Genomic DNA, 19,438 nt, shown 5'->3' on the forward strand with positions numbered 1-19,438 from the left:
CGTCTGCCGCTGTGAGCGCAGCCGGAACGTCAGCAGTGGCCGGAGCGGGGGCTACGGCTGGGACGGCGACAGGCGGCTTTGGCAAGCCTGCGCTGTTTGAGGTGGGCGTTTCCCCTGGTGTGGGAAACAAGAAGTTCACCGCTCGCCAGATGGCACTGCTCGCCGAGGTAGCGGGTGATGACGGCGAGCTGGAGTACACGCCGGATCATCAGATCGTGCTGCGTGTGCCGTGCGCAGACCCCGAGGAACTGGTCGGACGACTGCGGGATGAACGATTCATTGTCATGCCGATCGGCGATGTGTTTAAGGTGAAGGCGTGCGACTTCTGCAATATGGAGAAGGATGACGCTGTGCCTGTGGCTGAGCATCTACAGGTTGTACTTGGCGGATTACAGGCACCCAAGGAAACGAGCATTGCTTTGAACGGCTGCGGTATGGCCTGCTATGGTGCGGTGCTGGAGGATATCGGAATCGTCTATCGCAAGGGAGGATACGATCTCTTCCTCGGCGGCAAAAAATTCGGCCGCAATGCTCATGCCGCTCAGCCTGTAGCGGAAGGGATTCCGGGTGATCAGATTACAGACATCATCGAGAACGTCATCGCTGAATATAAGGAAAAAGGGCATCCAAACGAGCGTTTTCATAAATTTTTCAAACGTGTAGGTGTCGTTGCGGGTTTCCGGCATGAAGATGCACCAGCAACGGTAGAAGTGAATGCAGTTTGTGGTGATTAATGGGCTGAAGGCCTGATGAACCGGATACAAGCATATATATAAAATAGGGCGTCATGTAGGTTATCCCTATGTAGAGGAGGAAAAAACAGCAGTGAATGCAATATTGTTGGTTGGACATGGAAGTCGGGACCCGGAGGGGAATCAGGAGCTGCTGGAATTTGCACAGGCGGTGGCAGATCAGGTGCCGGATATGTGTGTGGAAACCTGTTTCTTGGAGTTGGCACGTCCCGGCATTGCCGAAGGGGTGCAAACATGTGTGGAGAGAGGGGCGACGCGTGTCGTTCTTATTCCGATTATCTTGTTCGCAGCGGTACACGCCAAAATTGATATTCCGATGGCTATTGATCGGGCAAAGGCAAAATATCCGCAGGTGGAATTTGTATACGGACGTCCGATCGGCGTTCACGAAAAAATCGTCAGCATTCTGCAAAGCCGCTTGAAAGAGGCCCGTCCGGTTGCGGTTCCAGCAGGAATGAATAGCGCTGTAGAGGCATCTGCCGAGGTATCCGACGAAGAAACGGCGGTACTTGTATTAGGACGTGGAAGTAGCGATCCAGATGCGAACAGTGACTTTTTCAAAATCACCCGTATGCTGTGGGAGAAGCTTCCTTATACGTGGGTAGAGAGCAGCTTTATCGGTGTGACGCAGCCTTCTTTTCCCGATGGCTTGGAGCGTTGTGTACGATTGGGGGCCAAAAAGATTATCGTGCTTCCCTATTTTCTGTTCACGGGTGTGCTGATTAAGCGCATCGGAGAAATGACCCAGGAATTTGCCGAGGCTCACCCTGCATTACAAGTGGAGATGGGCGGATATTTTGGTTTCCATCCTCAATTGGTTGAACTGGTGCTGGAGCGAGCAAATGAAGGCTTGTTCGGCAAGGTTACGGCCAATTGTGATAACTGCCAGTTCCGTCTGGAGGCGCAGGAGCATCACCATCATCACCACGACCATGACCATGACCATGACCACGACCATGACCACGATCATCATGATCACGATCATCATGACCATGACCACCACCATCATGTACATGAGCACGAACACGATCATCATCATAAGGAACACTCGCATGATCACGACCACGAGCATGTACATGCTCACGGCCATGATGACCATGATCATGAACATCATCACGATCATTCACAGATGCCGTCTGTTGTGAACGGAAGCGGGATTTCTGGTGGCGGGCAGGTGAAGGGCTCATGATATTCATGCTATGCGGGACGAGCGATGCTCGGGAATTGGCGCTGCAAATCCGTGATAATGGCTTCAACGTATTGACCTCCGTCGTAACAGAAAGCGCGGCAATCAGCTTGTCCGAAGCGGGGCTGGACGTACGTACAGGTCGAATGACAGCTGATGAAATGGCTGCAATGATTCGGGAGCAGGGAATACAGGCGGTTGTTGATGCCAGTCATCCTTTTGCAGAAGAAGCACATGCAAATGCGATGACAGCCGCTCGCGAGTCTGGGGTTCCTTATATTCGCTACGAGCGGACGGGACTGGTGTATGACAATCATCCGTTGCTCCACATCGTGTCTTCCTATGAAGAGGCCGCATTAGAAGCGAAGCAACTCAAAGGCTCTGTAATGCTTACGACAGGCAGTAAGACGCTCGGCACGTTCACCAAGCATTTACTCGGGGACCCAGAGATTCGTCTGGTTGCACGCATGCTGCCGCGTTTGGATAATATGGAGAAATGTGGCGAGTTGGGCATGGAGCAAAAAAATATTATCGCCATGCAGGGACCATTTTCCCGCGAGATGAACGAAGCATTATACAAGCACTTTGGCACGACGGTGATGGTCTCCAAGGAAAGCGGACGCACGGGAGCGGTGGATGAAAAGGTTCAATCTGCATTGGAGCTGGGTATTCACGTACTTTTGATTTCCAGACCGGAAGTGGAATTTGGCACGGTATTTGATCATTTCGACGGAGTAATCGACGCACTGCGCACAGCAAAAGAGAAAGCTTCAATTTGAATTGACTCATGCCCCTATGAGTCCAGTTAACCGAGAACGACTTCTGGCATGTATTTAAAATATAGTCATCTTAAAACAGGTGTTTTTATAGAAATATTTAATATTCCAGTGCATGAACTGTTATTTTCCTAAACTAATTTTCCATAAGGGAGTGGTCGATACGATGGATTTTAAAACAGATTTTAAGCCGCTAACGGTGCAGCCGCAGGAGATTGAGGGCAAGAGCTTCGAGATGATTACAGAAGAACTGGGAGAGCATCCTTTTACAGCGGAGCAATATCCCGTCGTACAGCGTGTCATTCATGCATCTGCTGATTTTGAGCTGGGCCGCAGCATGGTGTTTCATCCGAAAGCGATTGAAGCCGGGATTGCAGCTATTCGCGCAGGACAGCAGGTAGTGGCGGATGTGCAAATGATTCAAGCAGGGCTGAGCAAGGATCGTATTCGTCAATTTGGCGGGGATGTGCATGTGTACATATCTGACCCGGACGTCATGGAAGAAGCGAAAAGACTGAATACGACACGCGCCATTATTTCGATGCGCAAAGCGATTCAGGCGGGCGAAGGTGGCATCTATGCGATTGGTAATGCGCCGACAGCGTTGCTGGAGATGATTCGTCTGGTGAAAGAAGGAGCGGCTAAGCCCGGACTGGTGATTGGAATGCCCGTCGGTTTCGTATCGGCGGCAGAATCCAAGGACGAGCTGCGCAAGCTGGATATTCCGTTCATTACGAATATTGGCCGCAAGGGCGGCAGTACGATTGTCGTAGCGGCATTGAATGCGATTTCCTTAATGGCTGTCCGCTAGATGCGGTTGTCCGTTTGCTGTATCATGAAATGAATTGGAGCATGATCAGCATGTGAGGTTAAGGAGGAATTGGCATGGAAAAGGAAGCGGCGTCCGCCGACAGGCCCAAACGGATGAAAAGCGGTGAAGCTCCCGCGCCGGACAAGCCGATGCGGTCAGGCTTTACGACTGGAGCTTGTGCAGCTGCAGTAGCCAAAGGAGCGGTACAACTGCTCATTACGGGCATTCCGCCGAAGGAAGCGGTGATATCGCTGCCCGCGGGCTTCGATCATGCGTTTGAGCTGATCGAGCCTGTGTTGGACGCGGACGAAGCTTCCTGCACGACGATCAAGGACGGTGGCGATGACCCGGATGCCACGCATCAGGCGAGAATTATCGCCTCCGTTAGCTGGCGCGAGGAGCCGGGCATTGAGCTGGACGGCGGCATCGGCGTGGGACGGGTAACGAAGCCCGGTCTGCCTGTGCCTGTCGGGGAAGCAGCGATTAATCCGGTGCCGCGCCGGATGATTACGGAGGCCGTCACAGGCGTGCTCGAGGAGCATGGATCAGCCAAAGGTGTCCGTGTCGTCATCAGCGTGCCGGACGGCGAAGAAATCGCCAAGAAGACACTGAACGGGCGACTAGGCATTCTTGGCGGTATATCCATACTGGGTACGCGCGGCGTGGTAGTACCGTTTTCTACGTCAGCTTATAAAGCCAGTGTCGTGCAGGCCATATCGGTTGCACAAGCGATGGATTGCCAGGAAATTGTCCTGACCACAGGCGGCAGCAGTGAAAAATATGCGATGCAAATGTATGATCGGCTGACGGAAGAGGCCTTTATTCAGATGGGGGACTTTGTCGGCTTTGCCATTAAGCATGGGAAACGGCTGGGAATGAAAAAGATTATTCTCGTCGGTATGCCAGGTAAGCTGTCGAAGGTGGCTCAAGGCGTCATGATGGTTCACTCCAAGAGCGCTCCGGTGGATTTTGGCTTTTTGGCCGAGGTCGCGCGTGAAGCAGGTGTGGACGAGTCGCTTGCAGCGGCAGTGGCAGAGGCGAATACAGCCACGCAGGTGGCGGATATGATGACTGAAGCGAATGCGCTGAGCTTTTTTGAAAAGCTGTGTACTTATGGATGTCAGCATTGTCTGGAGCATGCAGGTGGTGGAATCGTCGTGGAAATGGTACTGGTAACGATGAAAGGGAACGTGCTGGGGAGGGCGAGAGTCGGTGAGTAGAGTGATTCGTGTCATTGGTATCGGTGAAAATGGAGCGTCAGGTCTATCGCAGGAGACGCTGGAGCAAATCGAGCGTGCAGACCTGCTGGTTGGCGGAGAGCGTCAGTTAGCCTTTTTTAAGGAAGCCGCAGGGGAAAAACGAACATTAAAGAGAGGCTTATCCGCCGTAGTGGAAGAATTGGGACGGTTGCGTGAGGACAAGGATATTGTCGTGCTTGCGTCAGGCGATCCGCTTTTTTTTGGAATTGCAGGGTATTTGTCTGCCAAGCTGGGGGCTGAGCATCTGGATATTTTACCGCATCTCAGCTCGGTTCAGCTAGCGTTTGCGCGTCTCGGTGAAAGCTGGCAGGATGCAGTGCTGGAAAGCGTACACGGCCGTCCGATGACCGGACTGGCGCAGCGGATCGACGGACAGAACAAGGTCGCGTTGCTGACGGACGACCGGAATCATCCCGCCGCAGTCGCTGCCTATTTGCTGCATTATGGCATGACGGAATACGATGCCTTTGTCGGCGAGCATTTGGGTGGACCGGATGAGGCGTATCGGCACTATACGCTGGAAGAGATGGCGCAGGGAACGTTCCAACCACTGAACGTGGTCATTTTGCGTCGCCGTAAGGGTGAAGACGTGCCTGCAATTCGACGGGGATTTGGCTTCGAGGATGCGGAATTTCACCAGCGCAAGCCGGAAAAGGGGCTGATTACGAAGCGTGAAGTGCGCGTATTCAGCTTGTCCGAGCTGCGTCTGACAGAGCGAAGCATCGTATGGGACATCGGCGCAGGCTCCGGCTCTGTAGCTGTGGAATGTGCGCGGCTGGCCAAGTATGGGCAAGTATTTGCCATTGAGAAGAACGAAGGCGATTTGGCTAATGTGGAAGCGAACAAAATCAAATTTCGCACCGATTTTCCAGTTATTCATGCCAAAGCGCCTGCCGGATTGGGCGAACTGCCAGACCCGGATGCGGTGTTTATCGGCGGGAGCGGGGGAGAATTGGCCGAGCTGATTCGTCTGTGTGCTTCCCGTCTGCGTAAAGATGGACGAATTGTAGTGAATGCTGCAACGATTGAGACACTGTATGACGGTATGAAGGCGATGAAAGCAGCAGGACTCGAAACCTCGGTGACGTTACTGCAAACAGCGCGTAGCAAGCCGATTTTGAATATGACTCGTTTTGACGGACTGAATCCGATATATGTCATTACCGGGCAGCCGTCGGTGGACGCGGTTGACGAAGTAGCAGGGGAGTAAGCTGGTAAATCAAGAGGGGGAGAGAGACAGCATGAATACGGCGGCAACAGGAACACTTTACGGCGTAGGCGTGGGGCCGGGTGATCCCGAGCTGATTACAGTCAAGGCGTACCGCATGATTCAGGAATGTGCAGTTGTGGCTTATCCGAAGAAACGCCGGGGAGGCAAGTCGTATGCTCACGAGATCGTGGAGTTGTACGTCAACCCGGAGGAAAAGGAGATGCTAGGACTCATTTTCCCAATGACCAAGGACCCGGTTGTACTGGAGCGGGAGTGGAATAAAACGGTGGTTGCTTGCTGGGAAGCGCTGCGTGAAGGCAAGGATGTAGCCTTTGTTACAGAGGGAGACCCCAATCTGTACAGTACCTTTATTCACTTGGCGCGGCTCATGAAGGATCTCCATCCTGAGGTGCCGATTGTATCTATTCCGGGAATTTCGTCCGTGTTGGGAGCGGCGGCAGCGCTGGAATTGCCTTTGGCAGACGGAGATCAGCAGGTCGGTATTATTCCGGCTACGGATGATCGGGAAGCGATGAAGCGGGCGATTGAGAATCACGATACGGTCGTGTTTATCAAAGTTGCCAAAGTGCTGGATTTGATTTTGGATGTGCTGGATGAACTCGATCTCGGGGATCGGGCATCTGTCATTACCAAGGTCACTTCTCCTTATGAAATGGTATGGCGCAACGCGCAGGAGCTGCGCGGACAGGAGCTTGAATATTTGAGTTTAATGGTGGTGAGCAAATGACGTTGGAGCCAAAAGTATATATCGTAGGAGCAGGTCCCGGCGACCCGGAACTGATTACTGTAAAAGGTTCCCGGATTCTACGCACGGCTGATGTGGTATTGTACACGGATTCACTCGTGAACGACGAGTTGATTGCCACGGCCAAGCCAGAGGCGCAGGTACTGCAAAGCTCCGGCATGGATCTAGAGCGGCAGGTCGAGATTATGAGCGAGGCTGTGCAGGCTGGACGCAGTGTAGCTCGCGTACATACAGGTGATCCGGCAGTGTACGGGGCGATTTTGGAACAAATGGTGTTGCTGAAGCAGCGCGGAGTAGCATACGAAATCGTACCGGGCGTCAGCTCGGTCTTTGCTTCTGCGGCCGTGCTGGGTGCAGAGCTAACAGTGCCTGATCTGACGCAGACGGTCATTCTGACGCGTGCGGAGGGCCGTACACCTGTACCGGATCGAGAAAAGCTGCGTGATCTGGCCTCCCATCACTGTACAGTGGCACTGTTCCTCAGCGCAACGCTAGCGAAGAAGGTGGTTGTCGAGTTTCTAGCGGCAGGCTGGAGCGAGGACACACCTGTTGCAGTTGTGCAGCGCGCGACCTGGCCGGACCAAAAGATCGTGCGCACGTCGCTTGCTCAATTGCCCGCCGATCTGCGCGCAGCAGGCATTACGATGCATGCCATGATTTTGGCAGGCTGGGCGCTCGACCCGGGACTGGTGGACAAGGACGCGCATCGTTCCAAGCTGTATGATAAGTCGTTCACCCATGGTTACCGGAAGGGAGTGAAGCCTGGTGAGTAATCCTTTTGCCGCTGTGGCGATCACGAAGCATGGAGTGGAAATGGTGCGCAATTTGGGAGCCAGCTTTCCGGGCACGGATGTGTATTATATGTCCAAGTTTGAGCGTGGCGACGAGCAGGAGCTTGGCATTCAGTTGTTCGAAGGCTCGGTCAAGCTGATTTTGCCGGATTTATTTAAACAATATAACGGTATTATTTTGTTTATATCTCTCGGTGCAGTGGTTCGTATGATTGCACCAATTTTGGTGGATAAAAAGGTAGACCCGGCGGTAGTTGTCATTGATGATCGTGGCGAGCATGTCATTAGCGTATTGTCTGGCCATTTGGGTGGCGCCAATGAATTGACCCGCCATGTAGCGGCTGTGCTGGGCGCACGTGCTGTAATCACGACTGCATCGGACGTGCAGGGCACGATCCCGGTGGACATGTTTGGTCGGGAATTGGGTTGGGTGGTCGATAGCTTCGACAAGGCCACTCCTGTGAGCGCCGCTGTTGTGAACGAGGAGCCTGTTGCGCTCATACAAGAGACAGGCGAACGGAACTGGTGGCGTTATGACAAGCCTGTACCTGCACATATCAAGGTATATGCTTCGACGGCAGAAGCATTACAAGAACCGTTTAACGCCGCGTTGGTCGTTAGTGACCGTTTATTAGAGCCGGAGGAAGAGGAGCGTTTTCTTTCTAATGGCGTGCTGTACCGTCCGAAAAGCTTGGTGCTCGGCATCGGCTGCAACCGTGGGACTGCATTGGAGGAGCTGGAGGCTGGTGTGCTGAACACCTTGAAAGAGCTGCGTTTGTCCGTAAAAAGCGTTCGAAATATTGCCACCATTGATCTGAAAAAGGACGAAGAGGGTTTGCTTGCTCTTTGCGCCAAATACGGTTGGGAACTGGTGACGTACACTCCGTCAGAACTGAACACTGTACAGCTTCCTAATCCATCGGAAACCGTCTTCAAATACACCGGCGCATATGGGGTCAGCGAACCTTCAGCCTTGTTGTCTTCCGGTGCAGACCATTGGCTGCTGGAGAAGAAAAAAAGCGGCAATATGACGTTGTCGGTAGCACGGGTCTCTTATGACTGAGATCATGAAGCACGGCGTGCAGCCTGATCTGTCTGCCACAGCGCGCAGAAGCCGTATTGTTGTTGCCGGTACGGGTAGCGGTGCGGGCAAAACGACCGTTACCCTAGGGCTGATGAAGGCGTTCGCCGACAGCGGCCTGCGAGTGCAGGGCTTTAAGTGCGGACCGGATTATATTGACCCGACCTATCATACTGCCGCGACCGGAACTCCTTCCCGTAATCTGGATTCATGGATGACCTCACCGGATACGGTGCGTGAAACCTTTATCCGCGCTTCTGAAGGCGCGGATCTTTCCGTGATTGAAGGCGTCATGGGGCTGTATGACGGCAAGGACCCGCTCAGCAACACTGGGTCGACTGCCGAAATCGCGATGCTGACAGACAGCCCCGTATTGCTGGTGGTCGACGTGCGCAGCATGGCACGAAGTGCCGCCGCTATTGTGCTTGGCTTTCAGCGCTTGGAGCCCAAGCTGCGCATTGTGGGCGTAATTGTGAATCGCTGCGGTAGCCAAGGACACTACGGCATCGTCAAAAAGGCGATCGAGCAGGAGTGCGGCATCCCTGTGCTCGGCTGGTTAAAGCGCGATGACGGGCTGGACATACCCGAGCGTCATCTGGGCCTGGTGCCTGCTGTGGAACGCGGCGAGCTGGAGCCGCTTTTCCAACGGGCGGCAGAGCTGATCCGCGCCGGCACGGATCTGGATACGCTGCGGGCATTGGCGGATTCGGCTCCGCCGTTGTCTCTGCCCGCGCAGCCATTATTTGCCCCGGATCGGCTTCCATCGATAGGATCGCAGGTCGCGACCGGGGAGCGCCCCGTCATTGCTGTCGCCAAAGATGCGGCGTTCAATTTTTACTACCCGGAAAATCTGGACTTGCTACGTCAGTCGGGAGCAGAGATTATCTGTTTCAGCCCGCTGGCAGGAGATCGCGTACCTGAGCATGCAAGCGGGCTATACCTGGGCGGAGGTTTTCCTGAGGAGTTTGCATCGACTATCGCTGCGAATACAGGTTTTTTAGAAGGTATCCGTAACGCCGTACACCGGGATATGCCTATATTCGCCGAATGCGGCGGTTATATGGTACTGGCCCGGACAATTACCGATCGTGCGGGTCACGTCCATCACATGGCCGGGGTTATTCCGTCGGATGTCCGCATGCAGGAGAAACGGGCCGCACTGGGGTACCGGGAAGCAACCGCTTCGCAGGATTGCCTGCTGCTGGAGGCTGGAGAGACGATTCGAGGACATGAATTTCACTATTCTGTCATGAACTATGATGAATCAGCCGCTCCCTATCCCTATGCCTATCAAACCAAGGGGATGCGTGGACTCCAGAGCGAAGGCTATGCGAAAGGAAACCTTTTGGCAGCCTACACGCATATTCATCTCGCTTCTTTTCCCAAGGCGGCAGCACGTTGGGTAGAAAAATGCCGAGCGTACGGTCAATAGTTTTGCAAACTAGCGCACCACTTCATATAAACAAAAAGCCGGGTCCCTTAAAGGTCCGGCTTTCCTAAGTATAAATAGCATTAAACCTTACATAGTATGGAAGCGTATACAATATTTTTTGGCGATTCGCTTACATGAGCTTTTTCAGTTGGGAAATCCTCCCCTGGCTTACGCCAAGCATGGAAGCGAGTTGTTTTTGTGAAGATGCCGGATGTTCTTCCATAAGCTCTCTCATTTTCTCCAAAATAACGTCCGTGCGCTGATAAATTTTTTTCATATGCATGTTTTGCTTAAGTGGAGGTGACTGGGTTTCAGTCGCCGTGACCGGAAGCAAATCTTCCGTTTTCATCGAGGTCGCACATTCATCGCAGATAAACTGATCTTTAAAATAGGTGTTGGTATCAACCGCACCGCAAAATATGCAATTGGTTGATTTGTACTTACGGAGCATGAGTGTCTGGTCTTCAATAAAAAACTCTAATGGATCGCCGATGTCAATCTCCATCGTCATGCGCAACTCTTTAGGAAGCACAATTCGTCCCAAGCTGTCCAAGGGCCGGGTCATTCCAGTCCTTTTCATTCATGCAACCTCCCCGGTTTTTTTAGATTTATAGAATGTATAAGGTTTGAGGCAATTCTTATCAATTCTATAACCGCAAGCATAAATTTCTTACGAAAAGCGGTCCTTCATTGTAAATAATGCATGGACGCACTTTTTTTCTTACGAGTATACCATAAACGGGCCGAATCGCCAGCGTTCACGTTTATAAATTTTGAATAAGTTTATTCCGAGCGAACATATATGCTATAATCTTCTGCTAAAGGATTTAATAGGCCGTCTGTAGAATTATTTATATATGCCGTAGCTCGGACAATGATGGCGGTGTTATGTGAAATGATGAGGGCCAAACGAAATTTTTAGAGCGATTTGACCACACTAACAAGAATAAATGACACGGGGCACGCCTTTAAAGTCCTTATATACAAGTCAGGCAAGGAGGATTAACATGGACAGAAGAAAAGCATTGCTATTAGGAGATTATTCGTACCCGGAGTTTCATCCGCTGCAAGGGGTGGACGAAGAGATTAGCCATATTTTACAGGATTGGATGACGGTACAATGCAGTGAGAATCGTAAAATGCTGCTCAAGGAAAATCTGGCCTCATTCGATCTATGTATCTCGTACTGTGATAGCCGCAAGGAGGTTCTGTCTCCTCAACAAACTGCAGGACTGTTGTCCTACGTCAGTGGCGGGGGTGGACTGCTTGTGCTGCATAACGGAATTACATTGCAAGGACGGTATGAAATTGCACAATTAATGGGGGCGCGTTTCTTGCGGCACCCGGCTGCGGGTCCACTTTCCTTCAAGGTAACGGAGCCGGATCATCCGATCATGGAAGGAATCGAGCCGTTCGAGATGCAAGAGGAGCCCTATCGTTTTGATTTTGACCCATTCACTGAAAAAACACTGCTGATGGAATATGAACACGAGGGTCAGTGGTGGCCGGCAGCATGGTCATTGTCCTATGGCTTGGGGCGGGTCGTCTACTTGATGCCTGGACACAATCAGCCAAGCTTCCAGCATGAGGGATACCGTAAGCTGCTGCTTCAGGCTGCCAAGTGGGCCGGACGCTTTCCGGGTTAAACATAGATCATTCCATCCATTGGGGAAGGGGAGCTGCGAGCTTTATGCGGCTCCCCTTTTCAGGTTATACTATAGGTAATCACAGGTAGGGGAGGATATATTATGAGCGATTTGTTCAAAAAAGCCATCTCATTGGGATGGGGCCTCACCGTTGTCAGCAAAGAAAAGGTGGAGAAAGCCGTCGAGGATCTTGTAAACCGGGGAGAACTTGCGCCCTCGGAATCTAAAGCGTTGGTCGATCGTCTGATCGAACGAGGGGCAGAGGAACAGGGGCAATTCAAAACGGTGATCCGCGAGCAGGTTAGCCGCATTTTGCAGGAGCTGGAAGTACCTACCGAAAATGATGTCGCAAGTTTGGAGCAACGTGTGGCATTGTTGGAAAAACAGGTAGCGGAGCTGGAAAAAGAAAAGGCGGCGCTTACGGGTTCGAGCGACGCTGAAGAAGCGAACCGGCTGGATTAAAATGGCGGTTCGTATGAAGCACGCCGGTCGTTACCGGGAAATTGCCATGGCGCTGGCGCGTCATGGCTTTGGCTATATGGTGGAGGAAATGGGCCTGTTCCAGCTGCTGTCACTGCCACGCAAATGGCTGACGAGAGAAGCTCCCGAGTCCAAAACGCTGGGTGAACGGATACGACTGGTACTGGAGGACCTGGGGCCTGCATTTATCAAGCTTGGACAGTTGGCAAGCACGCGTGCTGACCTGCTGCCGGACCCTATTATCCGTGAGCTGGTCAAGCTTCAGGATCAGGTGCCGCCCTTTTCGCCTGAAATGGCGCGGGGCATTTTGGAGCAGGAGCTGGACACGTCATTGGAGGACATATTGGCTCGTTTTGACGATGTTCCGCTGGCTGCTGCTTCGATTGGGCAGGTGCATCTGGGCAAGCTGCACAGCGGTGAAATGGTCGCTATTAAAATCCAGCGTCCTGGCGTTAACCGCATCATTCGACGGGATTTGGACATTTTGCGGGAACTGACCAATATGGCAGCCAAGCGTTGGGAATGGGTGGAGCGTTATCAGCTTCGCCAAATGGTGGAGGAACTGGGGAAATCGCTCATTCAGGAGCTGGACTACAACCATGAGGCCCGTAATACAGAGAAGATTGCGCTCCAATTTGAGCAGGACCCACATATCTATATTCCAAAAATATATTGGGATCATACTTCTTCCCGCATACTGACCATGGAGTTTCTGGATGGAACTCATTTGGGTAGTCGCGAGGAGTTGTTACGCCGTGGATATAACCTGAAAGAACTGGCGCAGCAGTTGGTAAACAGCATGCTGCATCAGATTTTTATAGAGGGCTTTTTTCATGCCGATCCTCATCCCGGGAATTTGCTCGTCCTGAAAAATGGCAGTCTCGCTTACCTCGATTTTGGCATGACCGGGCGACTCAGTGAAGAGATGAGGGATCATCTCGCCTCCCTCATTATTGCACTGATGCGCAAAAACACCGATGCCATGGTGCGGGCCATCGAACGGCTGGGCCTGGTTGAACCGAATACCGATTTGAATGCGCTGCGTGCCGATCTGGACAAGATACGCGAAGATTATGCGGACGTTCCTTTCTCTCAGGTCAGCATTGGCGATGCTCTGAACGACCTGTTTGGCGCAGCACAGCGCCATCGAATCGGTCTGCCGTCGGATGTCCTACTGCTCGGCAAGGCGTTGCTGACATTGGAGGGAGTTGTTGAGCTGCTTGACCCCGATCTCAGCATGATTGCATTAGCGGAGCCTTTCGGTAACAAACTGCTGAAGGAACGCTTCAGTGGTCGCCGCATTCGGGGCAAGCTGTTGGGCGGTGCGACCGAGCTGGTGGAGACGCTCATGGAGCTGCCAGGACAGGCGAGACACTTGGCCTCCATTATCAGTAAGGGCAAGCTCAAGCTGGAGGTCACCGTACCAGAACTGGAAATGCTACTGCGCAGGCTGGATCAGATTAGCAATCGCCTCTCCTTCAGCATTGTACTGTTAGCGTTCAGCATTATTATGGTTGGATTGATAATCGGTTCATCACTGAACCATCAGGCGACCATGCTGTGGAACGTACCTGCTATTGAAATCGGTTTTGTTGTAGCTCTCTTAATGGTTGCCTTTTTACTGTATTCCATTTTTAAATCGGGAAGATTCTAGATACCGACCAGAAAGGAGAAGTTATGGATACACATAAGATGAACAATAGTCTCCAAATTGCAGATGTGCCGTGGCACCGCCTGACTACTCCTTATGGTAGGGGTACGGAGTTGCCGCAAATTTTAAATATAAGAAAACGAATAAGATGAAGATACTGGGCGATAATTCAAGGAAATGAATGATTTCTTTCTGTAAACAGCCTCTTACCTAACTCGTTTCTGCGAACTCCTTACGTTATAATGATGGACTGAATGTAACGGACGGGTTCGTTTGAGAGAGACGAGCTGAATGATAGGAGAGCCTTGGCGATTGGCCGCTGGACGGATGCCCAAAGCAACATTGGGTTGCGAGTCAATACGCTGTTCTCCGTGAATATAGGAGGCTGGAACGAGACAGTATGAATTTTAGACAACAATGGTTCGGTAATATCCGGGCTGATATACTTGCGGGCATGACCGTGGCGCTGGCGCTAATTCCGGAGGCGATTGCCTTCTCGATCATTGCGGGTGTCAATCCCATGGTCGGACTGTATGCCTCCATTTCAATGGCAATTGTCATCTCTTTTGCAGGTGGACGTCCAGCGATGATCTCGGCAGCAACCGGGGCGGTAGCAGTGCTGGTCGTAGGCTTGGTGAAGGATTATGGCGTGGAATATTTGTTTGCAGCTACCATTTTGGCAGGAATTATTCAAGTGCTACTGGGTGTTTTGAAAATAGGTCGCTTTATCAGCTTTATTTCGCAGCCGGTCATGACCGGATTTGTGAATGCGCTGGCGATCCTCGTCTTTATGGCGCAACTCACCCACTTTCATGGAGCTAATTGGATCATGTACGCGATGATAGCGGGTACGCTGCTCATTGTGTATATTTTACCGAGATTTGTGAAAAGCATTCCCGCTCCATTGACGGCAATCATCATCATGACGATCATTACGTATGTATTTGGATTGAATGTGAAAACGGTAGGTGATATTGGTACGCTAACCAGCTCGTTGCCTTCATTCCATTTGCCGCAAATTGAGTGGTCGTTGCATACGTTGCGGATTTTGCTGCCGTATTCCTTTACGATGGCGCTGGTTGGACTGCTGGAATCGCTGCTGACAGCCAGTATTTTGGATGAAATGACCGAAACGAAAAGCAATAAAAACCGGGAAGCCCGTGGGCAAGGGATTGCTAACTTTGTAAATGGCTTTTTTGGTGGTATGGGTGGCTGTGCCATGATCGGACAATCCGTTATTAATGTCAGCTCGGGAGGAAGAGGGCGTTTGTCCACTTTTACGGCAGGGGTATTTTTGGCCTTTCTGCTGCTAGTGCTTGGCGGGGTTGTGAAGGAAGTACCGATGGGAGCATTGGTCGGAGTCATGTTCATGGTATGTATCGGGACCGTGGATTGGAATTCGCTCCGAAACATCGCAAAGGTTCCGAAAGCGGACACGTTTATTATGGTGGTTACGGTGATCATCGTGGTGGCTACACACGACTTGTCCAAGGGTGTGATCGTAGGCGTGCTGTTGAGTGCACTGCATTTTGGCTGGAAAATGGCTAAAATCCGCATCAGCGCAACTGAGAACAACGATGAGAAAGTGTACCATGTTAGGGGGCCGATGTTTTTTGCTTCCACGACTCATTTTGTCGATCATTTTGAACCTGCGGATGACCCAGAGCGCGTCGTGGTGGACTTTAGCCATTCTCATATTTGGGATCACTCGGCGGTTACTGCCATTGGCAAGGTATTGCAAAAGTACGCGAAATCCGGCAAATCCATTACTCTGCGGGGGTTAAATGAGGAAAGCCGTTTAATTGTAGAGAAGCTCGGCGGTCCCCTTGTTACGGAGCCGCTCGTGTGATGAATCGTATAGCATAAATTAGAGCATGAATGGAATTTATCCATTTCATGCTTTTTTTTTATTTATTTCTGAAACAAAACAACAATTTTCTTCCTCAATCATAGATAAATATGACAAATTTTCATCAAAGTATTGACGTAATAATTGGGCGGGAATACAATCATTGTTATTAAGCTTACCAAATACATAGGAATAATTGAAAATCGAAAGGTATGTACATATGAACTTAGACTGGGAGTTTATCGTAGAGAGCTTGCCGTTATATGGAGAAGCCATGTGGCTGACGTTGAAGATCGCTTTTTTTGCCATTTTGTTTTCACTAGTCGTCGGTTTGCTGTGTAGTATCGTGTTGTATTACAAGGTGAGGGGAATCAGCGGCATCATTGTAGGCTATATTGAGCTTTCCCGAAATACACCTCTGCTTGTACAGTTATATTTTCTGTATTACGGGTTTACGAAAATAGGTCTGCATATGAGCGAAATGACGTGTGCCATTGTGGGCATGACCTTCTTGGGTGGGGGTTATATGGCGGAGGCCTTTCGTGGTGGAATTGAAGCGGTGAGCAAAACCCAGACGGAATCCGGGCTGAGTCTCGGACTGTCCAAAATACAACTAGCGAGATATGTTATTTTGCCTCAGGCTTTTGCCATCAGCGTTCCGTCCTTGGGAGCGAATGCGATTTTTCTGCTCAAGGAGACTTCTATTGTTGGCGCCATCGCTTTATTAGATCTGATGAATGTGGCAAAAGACCTGATCGGCATGTACTACAAAACAACAGAATCGCTAATTCTGCTGGTATTGGCATATCTCGTCCTGCTTTTACCTTTGTCGATGCTGCTGACGTGGGTGGAAAGGAAGGTGCGATATGCTGAATTCGGGGATTAATGTGCTTTTTGAAGGTTCCAATTTCGAGCGTCTATTAGGGGGATTGCTCGTTACGCTGGAGATTGCCTTTATTTCAATTATTATCGGTACTTTATTAGGCATCTTGATGGGGTTGTTGCGCACATTAAAATCAAGGCCGATTCGGTTTGTGCTGAGACTATATTTGGAGACCTTTCGCATAATTCCGATTTTGGTGTGGTTGTATGTGGTGTATTTTGGATTCACTCCTTTGCTGAGTGTAAATATCAGTGGGGAATTGACAGCAATTATCGTATTCAGCCTGTGGGGAGCTGCGGAGATTGGTGACATCGTTCGTGGTGCATTGGAATCACTGCCCAAGCATCAGGTGGAATCCGGGCAGGCACTAGGACTGACATACGGACAGTTATACCGTCATGTGCTCATTCCCCAGGCGGTGCGTCGAATGCTTCCGGGTTCTATTAATCTGGCGACACGGATGATCAAAACAACGTCATTAGTGGTGCTGATCGGTGTTGTGGAAGTGGTCAAGGTCGGGCAGCAGATTATTGAGCTTGGTGTAATCAAAGCGCCTTCGGCATCCTTTTGGGTGTACGGCTTTATTTTCATATTGTATTTTCTCGTATGCTATCCGCTATCCAGACTTTCCAAAAGATTTGAACGCAGATGGCAAAATTAGCAGGATGGGGTGGGTGTCATGGGAGAGGCTGTGGAAGTTTTACTGGAAATCCGAGGGCTGCACAAAAGCTTCGGGGACCGAAAAGTGCTACAACAGATTAATCTCGACGTAACGAAAGGGGAAGTCGTGGTCGTTCTCGGTCCTTCGGGATGTGGGAAAAGCACGCTCCTCCGATGTCTCAATGGTTTGGAGCCAGTCCAAGGCGGGGATATCCGTTATAGAGGACAGGATCTGACAGATAAAAAAGTGAATTGGCGTGAGGTGCGGCAGCATATCGGAATGGTGTTCCAGAACTATGAGCTGTTTCCGCATATGACGGTCTTGGAAAATATATTGCTCGGCCCGCTTAAAGTTCAGCGGAGAAACAAACAGGAAGTACTCAAGCAAGCAGAGCAGCTATTGGAGCGAGTGGGTCTGCTGGATCGCAAAGATGCGTATCCGAGACAATTATCAGGCGGACAAAAGCAACGGATTGCGATTGTGCGCGCCCTGTGTATGAATCCTGAAATTATGCTCTTTGACGAGGTCACCGCGTCCTTGGACCCGGAAATGGTCAGAGAGGTGCTGGATGTCATGCGAGAGCTGGCACAACAGGGCATGACCATGATTATCGTGACGCATGAAATGGGATTCGCCAAATCTGTAGGAGACCGTATCGTTTTTATGGATCAAGGACAGATATGTGAAATGACCACGCCACAGCAATTTTTTACCCAACCGGAAACAGAGCGTGCCCAGCACTTTCTGGATATATTTCAGTACGAAACGATATAAATAGGGGGATGAATACTGATGAGAAAAGGAATGAAGTTCACGACGTTATTACTGGCTTTGAGCTTGCTGCTCGTTGGTTTAACAGGATGTGCAGGAGGTGGCAATGCTAACGGTAGTTCGGGTTCGGCTAAATTTGCTTCGATTGAGGACATTAAAAAGAACGGCAAGATTCGAATTGGTGTATTTGCGGATAAGCCGCCTTTTGGTTACGTGGATTCGGAAGGGAAGAATCAAGGCTTTGACGTGTATATTGCGAAACGGTTTGCCAAAGATCTCTTGGGTGATGAATCCAAGGTGGAATTCGTACTAGTGGATGCAGCCAGCCGGGTCGCCTATTTGGAATCCAATAAGGTAGATATCATCATGGCTAACTTTACGGTAACGGATGAGCGTAAAGAAAAGGTCGATTTTGCTAACCCGTATATGAAATTATCCTTTGGCATTGTGTCACCTGACAGCGCTCCAATCACCACGATTGATCAATTGAAGAATTCGGATCAAAAGCTGATTGTTGCAAAGGGAACGACAGCCGAAACCTATTTTACGAAAAATTATCCTGACATCAAGTTGCTCAAATTCGATCAATACACAGAAATCTTCTCAGCCCTCAAAGACAAACGCGGCGCTGCCATTGCCAACGATAATACAGAGCTGATCGCTTGGGCAAAGGCCAACCCAGGCTTCACCGTAACCATTCCGGCCTTCGGTGGTCAAGATACGATTGCACCGGCAGTAGCGAAGGGAAATAAGGAGCTGTTGGACTGGATCAACAATGAGCTGGCTACGCTGGGCAAGGAAAACTTTGTCCATCAAGCCTATAAGGACACGCTGACCTCCGTTTACGGAGAAGGTTTTAAAGATCAATTGGTCGTAGAGGGCGGTAAAGTGGATTAATTATTGTATAAGTTGCTTATTAATTATAAAGAAGCGTTGGGCTTGCTGTCCCAACGCTTCTTTCATATGGGGAAAAGGGAGCACGGGCAACTACTTATTTAGTCATGGAGATGTCCGCTGGGCCAATAGTAATCTTCATTCTCATGTTATAGTTTCACTGTTTCTCCATTCCATCTTCGGGGATGTATTCTATAATATCAGCAAGAGTAATAGTCCTTGAAAATCTTCGTTGATAGGCAATTCTGTTCAAAGCATCCAGGATATGGACAAGTGTTTCTAATTCAAGTCTTTTGGTTTTGTCATTTACCATATCTATTACAGTAGCCGGACGTATTTTTGCTTCTACGGCCAGTTTATTTCGGGAAATATCAAGCTCTTCTAAAATATCGCCAAGTTTAAAATGATATCTCTCATGAATATTCATGATGAAAAATACTCCTTTTCAGTATAGATTCTAGTTACACGTACTCTGAAATAATGATAACGATTATGCTAAATAACAAGGAAAAAAATATCCCTGCCAGGGCAGAGATATA

Annotated in this window: 19 protein-coding genes and 1 pseudogene; 18 read left to right on the plus strand and 2 right to left on the minus strand. The window is 50.4% G+C overall.

Going from position 1 to position 19,438, the window contains the following annotated elements; genetic code table 11:
- From AC6EJC_RS25265 to AC6EJC_RS25310, 10 genes and pseudogenes are all read left to right on the plus strand, one after another.
- Window positions 1–734: pseudogene (locus AC6EJC_RS25265) on the plus strand (precorrin-3B C(17)-methyltransferase); the annotation flags it as partial.
- A 91-nt stretch (window positions 735–825) separates the two neighbouring features.
- Complete coding sequence (locus tag AC6EJC_RS25270) at window positions 826–1,941, plus strand: sirohydrochlorin chelatase (RefSeq protein WP_444956295.1); 1,116 nt, start codon at window positions 826–828, stop codon at window positions 1,939–1,941.
- Window positions 1,938–2,717 (plus strand): precorrin-6A reductase, encoded by a 780-nt coding sequence (gene cobK / locus AC6EJC_RS25275; RefSeq protein WP_444956296.1) that lies wholly within the window; start codon window positions 1,938–1,940, stop codon window positions 2,715–2,717. The genes AC6EJC_RS25270 and cobK overlap by 4 nt, the downstream gene beginning before the upstream one ends.
- Before the next feature lie 163 nt (window positions 2,718–2,880).
- Window positions 2,881–3,525, plus strand: a complete 645-nt coding sequence (locus tag AC6EJC_RS25280; protein WP_444956297.1) for a precorrin-8X methylmutase — start codon at window positions 2,881–2,883, stop codon at window positions 3,523–3,525.
- 74 nt (window positions 3,526–3,599) lie between these two features.
- Window positions 3,600–4,745: a cobalt-precorrin-5B (C(1))-methyltransferase gene (locus AC6EJC_RS25285; protein WP_444956298.1), complete on the plus strand. Its 1,146-nt coding sequence runs from the start codon at window positions 3,600–3,602 to the stop codon at window positions 4,743–4,745.
- On the plus strand, window positions 4,738–5,994 hold the full coding sequence (cbiE, locus tag AC6EJC_RS25290) for a precorrin-6y C5,15-methyltransferase (decarboxylating) subunit CbiE (RefSeq protein WP_444956299.1): 1,257 nt from the start codon (window positions 4,738–4,740) through the stop codon (window positions 5,992–5,994). Before AC6EJC_RS25285 ends, cbiE begins: the two co-directional genes overlap by 8 nt.
- Before the next feature lie 31 nt (window positions 5,995–6,025).
- Window positions 6,026–6,742, plus strand: a complete 717-nt coding sequence (gene cobI, locus AC6EJC_RS25295; RefSeq protein WP_444956300.1) for a precorrin-2 C(20)-methyltransferase — start codon at window positions 6,026–6,028, stop codon at window positions 6,740–6,742.
- Window positions 6,739–7,533: a precorrin-4 C(11)-methyltransferase gene (gene cobM, locus AC6EJC_RS25300; protein WP_444956301.1), complete on the plus strand. Its 795-nt coding sequence runs from the start codon at window positions 6,739–6,741 to the stop codon at window positions 7,531–7,533. Before cobI ends, cobM begins: the two co-directional genes overlap by 4 nt.
- Entirely contained in the window at window positions 7,526–8,614 is a 1,089-nt protein-coding gene (locus tag AC6EJC_RS25305; protein ID WP_444956302.1) for a cobalt-precorrin 5A hydrolase, read from the plus strand. The genes cobM and AC6EJC_RS25305 overlap by 8 nt, the downstream gene beginning before the upstream one ends.
- Entirely contained in the window at window positions 8,607–10,064 is a 1,458-nt protein-coding gene (locus AC6EJC_RS25310; protein ID WP_444956303.1) for a cobyrinic acid a,c-diamide synthase CobB, read from the plus strand. The genes AC6EJC_RS25305 and AC6EJC_RS25310 overlap by 8 nt, the downstream gene beginning before the upstream one ends.
- Before the next feature lie 130 nt (window positions 10,065–10,194).
- On the opposite strand, the gene AC6EJC_RS25315 is transcribed toward AC6EJC_RS25310, so the two are convergent.
- On the minus strand, window positions 10,195–10,644 hold the full coding sequence (locus tag AC6EJC_RS25315; RefSeq protein ID WP_444956304.1) for an AbrB/MazE/SpoVT family DNA-binding domain-containing protein: 450 nt from the start codon (window positions 10,642–10,644) through the stop codon (window positions 10,195–10,197).
- A gap of 427 nt (window positions 10,645–11,071) precedes the next feature.
- On the opposite strand from AC6EJC_RS25315, the gene AC6EJC_RS25320 reads away from it, so the two are divergent.
- The 8 genes from AC6EJC_RS25320 (at window position 11,072) to AC6EJC_RS25355 (ending at window position 18,902) form a co-directional block, all read left to right on the plus strand.
- Entirely contained in the window at window positions 11,072–11,710 is a 639-nt protein-coding gene (locus tag AC6EJC_RS25320) for a ThuA domain-containing protein (protein WP_444956305.1), read from the plus strand.
- Window positions 11,711–11,812: 102 nt separating this feature from the next.
- Window positions 11,813–12,172 (plus strand): phasin family protein, encoded by a 360-nt coding sequence (locus AC6EJC_RS25325; protein ID WP_444956306.1) that lies wholly within the window; start codon window positions 11,813–11,815, stop codon window positions 12,170–12,172.
- 1 nt (window position 12,173) lies between these two features.
- Entirely contained in the window at window positions 12,174–13,844 is a 1,671-nt protein-coding gene (locus tag AC6EJC_RS25330) for an ABC1 kinase family protein (protein ID WP_226002549.1), read from the plus strand.
- Between the two features lie 397 nt (window positions 13,845–14,241).
- Window positions 14,242–15,690: a SulP family inorganic anion transporter gene (locus tag AC6EJC_RS25335; protein ID WP_444956307.1), complete on the plus strand. Its 1,449-nt coding sequence runs from the start codon at window positions 14,242–14,244 to the stop codon at window positions 15,688–15,690.
- A gap of 220 nt (window positions 15,691–15,910) precedes the next feature.
- On the plus strand, window positions 15,911–16,576 hold the full coding sequence (locus AC6EJC_RS25340; RefSeq protein ID WP_444956308.1) for an amino acid ABC transporter permease: 666 nt from the start codon (window positions 15,911–15,913) through the stop codon (window positions 16,574–16,576).
- Window positions 16,557–17,234 (plus strand): amino acid ABC transporter permease, encoded by a 678-nt coding sequence (locus tag AC6EJC_RS25345; protein ID WP_444956309.1) that lies wholly within the window; start codon window positions 16,557–16,559, stop codon window positions 17,232–17,234. Before AC6EJC_RS25340 ends, AC6EJC_RS25345 begins: the two co-directional genes overlap by 20 nt.
- A gap of 18 nt (window positions 17,235–17,252) precedes the next feature.
- Window positions 17,253–18,008 (plus strand): amino acid ABC transporter ATP-binding protein, encoded by a 756-nt coding sequence (locus AC6EJC_RS25350; protein ID WP_444956310.1) that lies wholly within the window; start codon window positions 17,253–17,255, stop codon window positions 18,006–18,008.
- Window positions 18,009–18,026: 18 nt separating this feature from the next.
- Complete coding sequence (locus tag AC6EJC_RS25355) at window positions 18,027–18,902, plus strand: cysteine ABC transporter substrate-binding protein (RefSeq protein WP_444956311.1); 876 nt, start codon at window positions 18,027–18,029, stop codon at window positions 18,900–18,902.
- Window positions 18,903–19,056: 154 nt separating this feature from the next.
- On the opposite strand, the gene AC6EJC_RS25360 is transcribed toward AC6EJC_RS25355, so the two are convergent.
- Entirely contained in the window at window positions 19,057–19,326 is a 270-nt protein-coding gene (locus tag AC6EJC_RS25360) for a helix-turn-helix domain-containing protein (protein ID WP_444956312.1), read from the minus strand.
- Between the last annotated feature and the right edge of the window lie 112 nt (window positions 19,327–19,438).

Source organism: Paenibacillus sp. TY11 (assembly GCF_059772165.1).

Coding starts and splice junctions, on each gene's coding strand:
- AC6EJC_RS25345 (WP_444956309.1), top strand. CDS start 16,557: ATGCTGAATTCGGGGATTAATGTGCTTTTTGAAGGTTCCAATTTCGAG.
- AC6EJC_RS25355 (WP_444956311.1), top strand. CDS start 18,027: ATGAGAAAAGGAATGAAGTTCACGACGTTATTACTGGCTTTGAGCTTG.
- AC6EJC_RS25330 (WP_226002549.1), top strand. CDS start 12,174: ATGGCGGTTCGTATGAAGCACGCCGGTCGTTACCGGGAAATTGCCATG.
- AC6EJC_RS25350 (WP_444956310.1), top strand. CDS start 17,253: ATGGGAGAGGCTGTGGAAGTTTTACTGGAAATCCGAGGGCTGCACAAA.
- AC6EJC_RS25325 (WP_444956306.1), top strand. CDS start 11,813: ATGAGCGATTTGTTCAAAAAAGCCATCTCATTGGGATGGGGCCTCACC.
- AC6EJC_RS25340 (WP_444956308.1), top strand. CDS start 15,911: ATGAACTTAGACTGGGAGTTTATCGTAGAGAGCTTGCCGTTATATGGA.
- AC6EJC_RS25315 (WP_444956304.1), bottom strand. CDS start 10,644: ATGAAAAGGACTGGAATGACCCGGCCCTTGGACAGCTTGGGACGAATT.
- AC6EJC_RS25335 (WP_444956307.1), top strand. CDS start 14,242: ATGAATTTTAGACAACAATGGTTCGGTAATATCCGGGCTGATATACTT.
- AC6EJC_RS25320 (WP_444956305.1), top strand. CDS start 11,072: ATGGACAGAAGAAAAGCATTGCTATTAGGAGATTATTCGTACCCGGAG.
- AC6EJC_RS25280 (WP_444956297.1), top strand. CDS start 2,881: ATGGATTTTAAAACAGATTTTAAGCCGCTAACGGTGCAGCCGCAGGAG.
- cobM (WP_444956301.1), top strand. CDS start 6,739: ATGACGTTGGAGCCAAAAGTATATATCGTAGGAGCAGGTCCCGGCGAC.
- AC6EJC_RS25285 (WP_444956298.1), top strand. CDS start 3,600: ATGGAAAAGGAAGCGGCGTCCGCCGACAGGCCCAAACGGATGAAAAGC.
- AC6EJC_RS25360 (WP_444956312.1), bottom strand. CDS start 19,326: ATGAATATTCATGAGAGATATCATTTTAAACTTGGCGATATTTTAGAA.
- AC6EJC_RS25310 (WP_444956303.1), top strand. CDS start 8,607: ATGACTGAGATCATGAAGCACGGCGTGCAGCCTGATCTGTCTGCCACA.
- cobI (WP_444956300.1), top strand. CDS start 6,026: ATGAATACGGCGGCAACAGGAACACTTTACGGCGTAGGCGTGGGGCCG.
- cobK (WP_444956296.1), top strand. CDS start 1,938: ATGATATTCATGCTATGCGGGACGAGCGATGCTCGGGAATTGGCGCTG.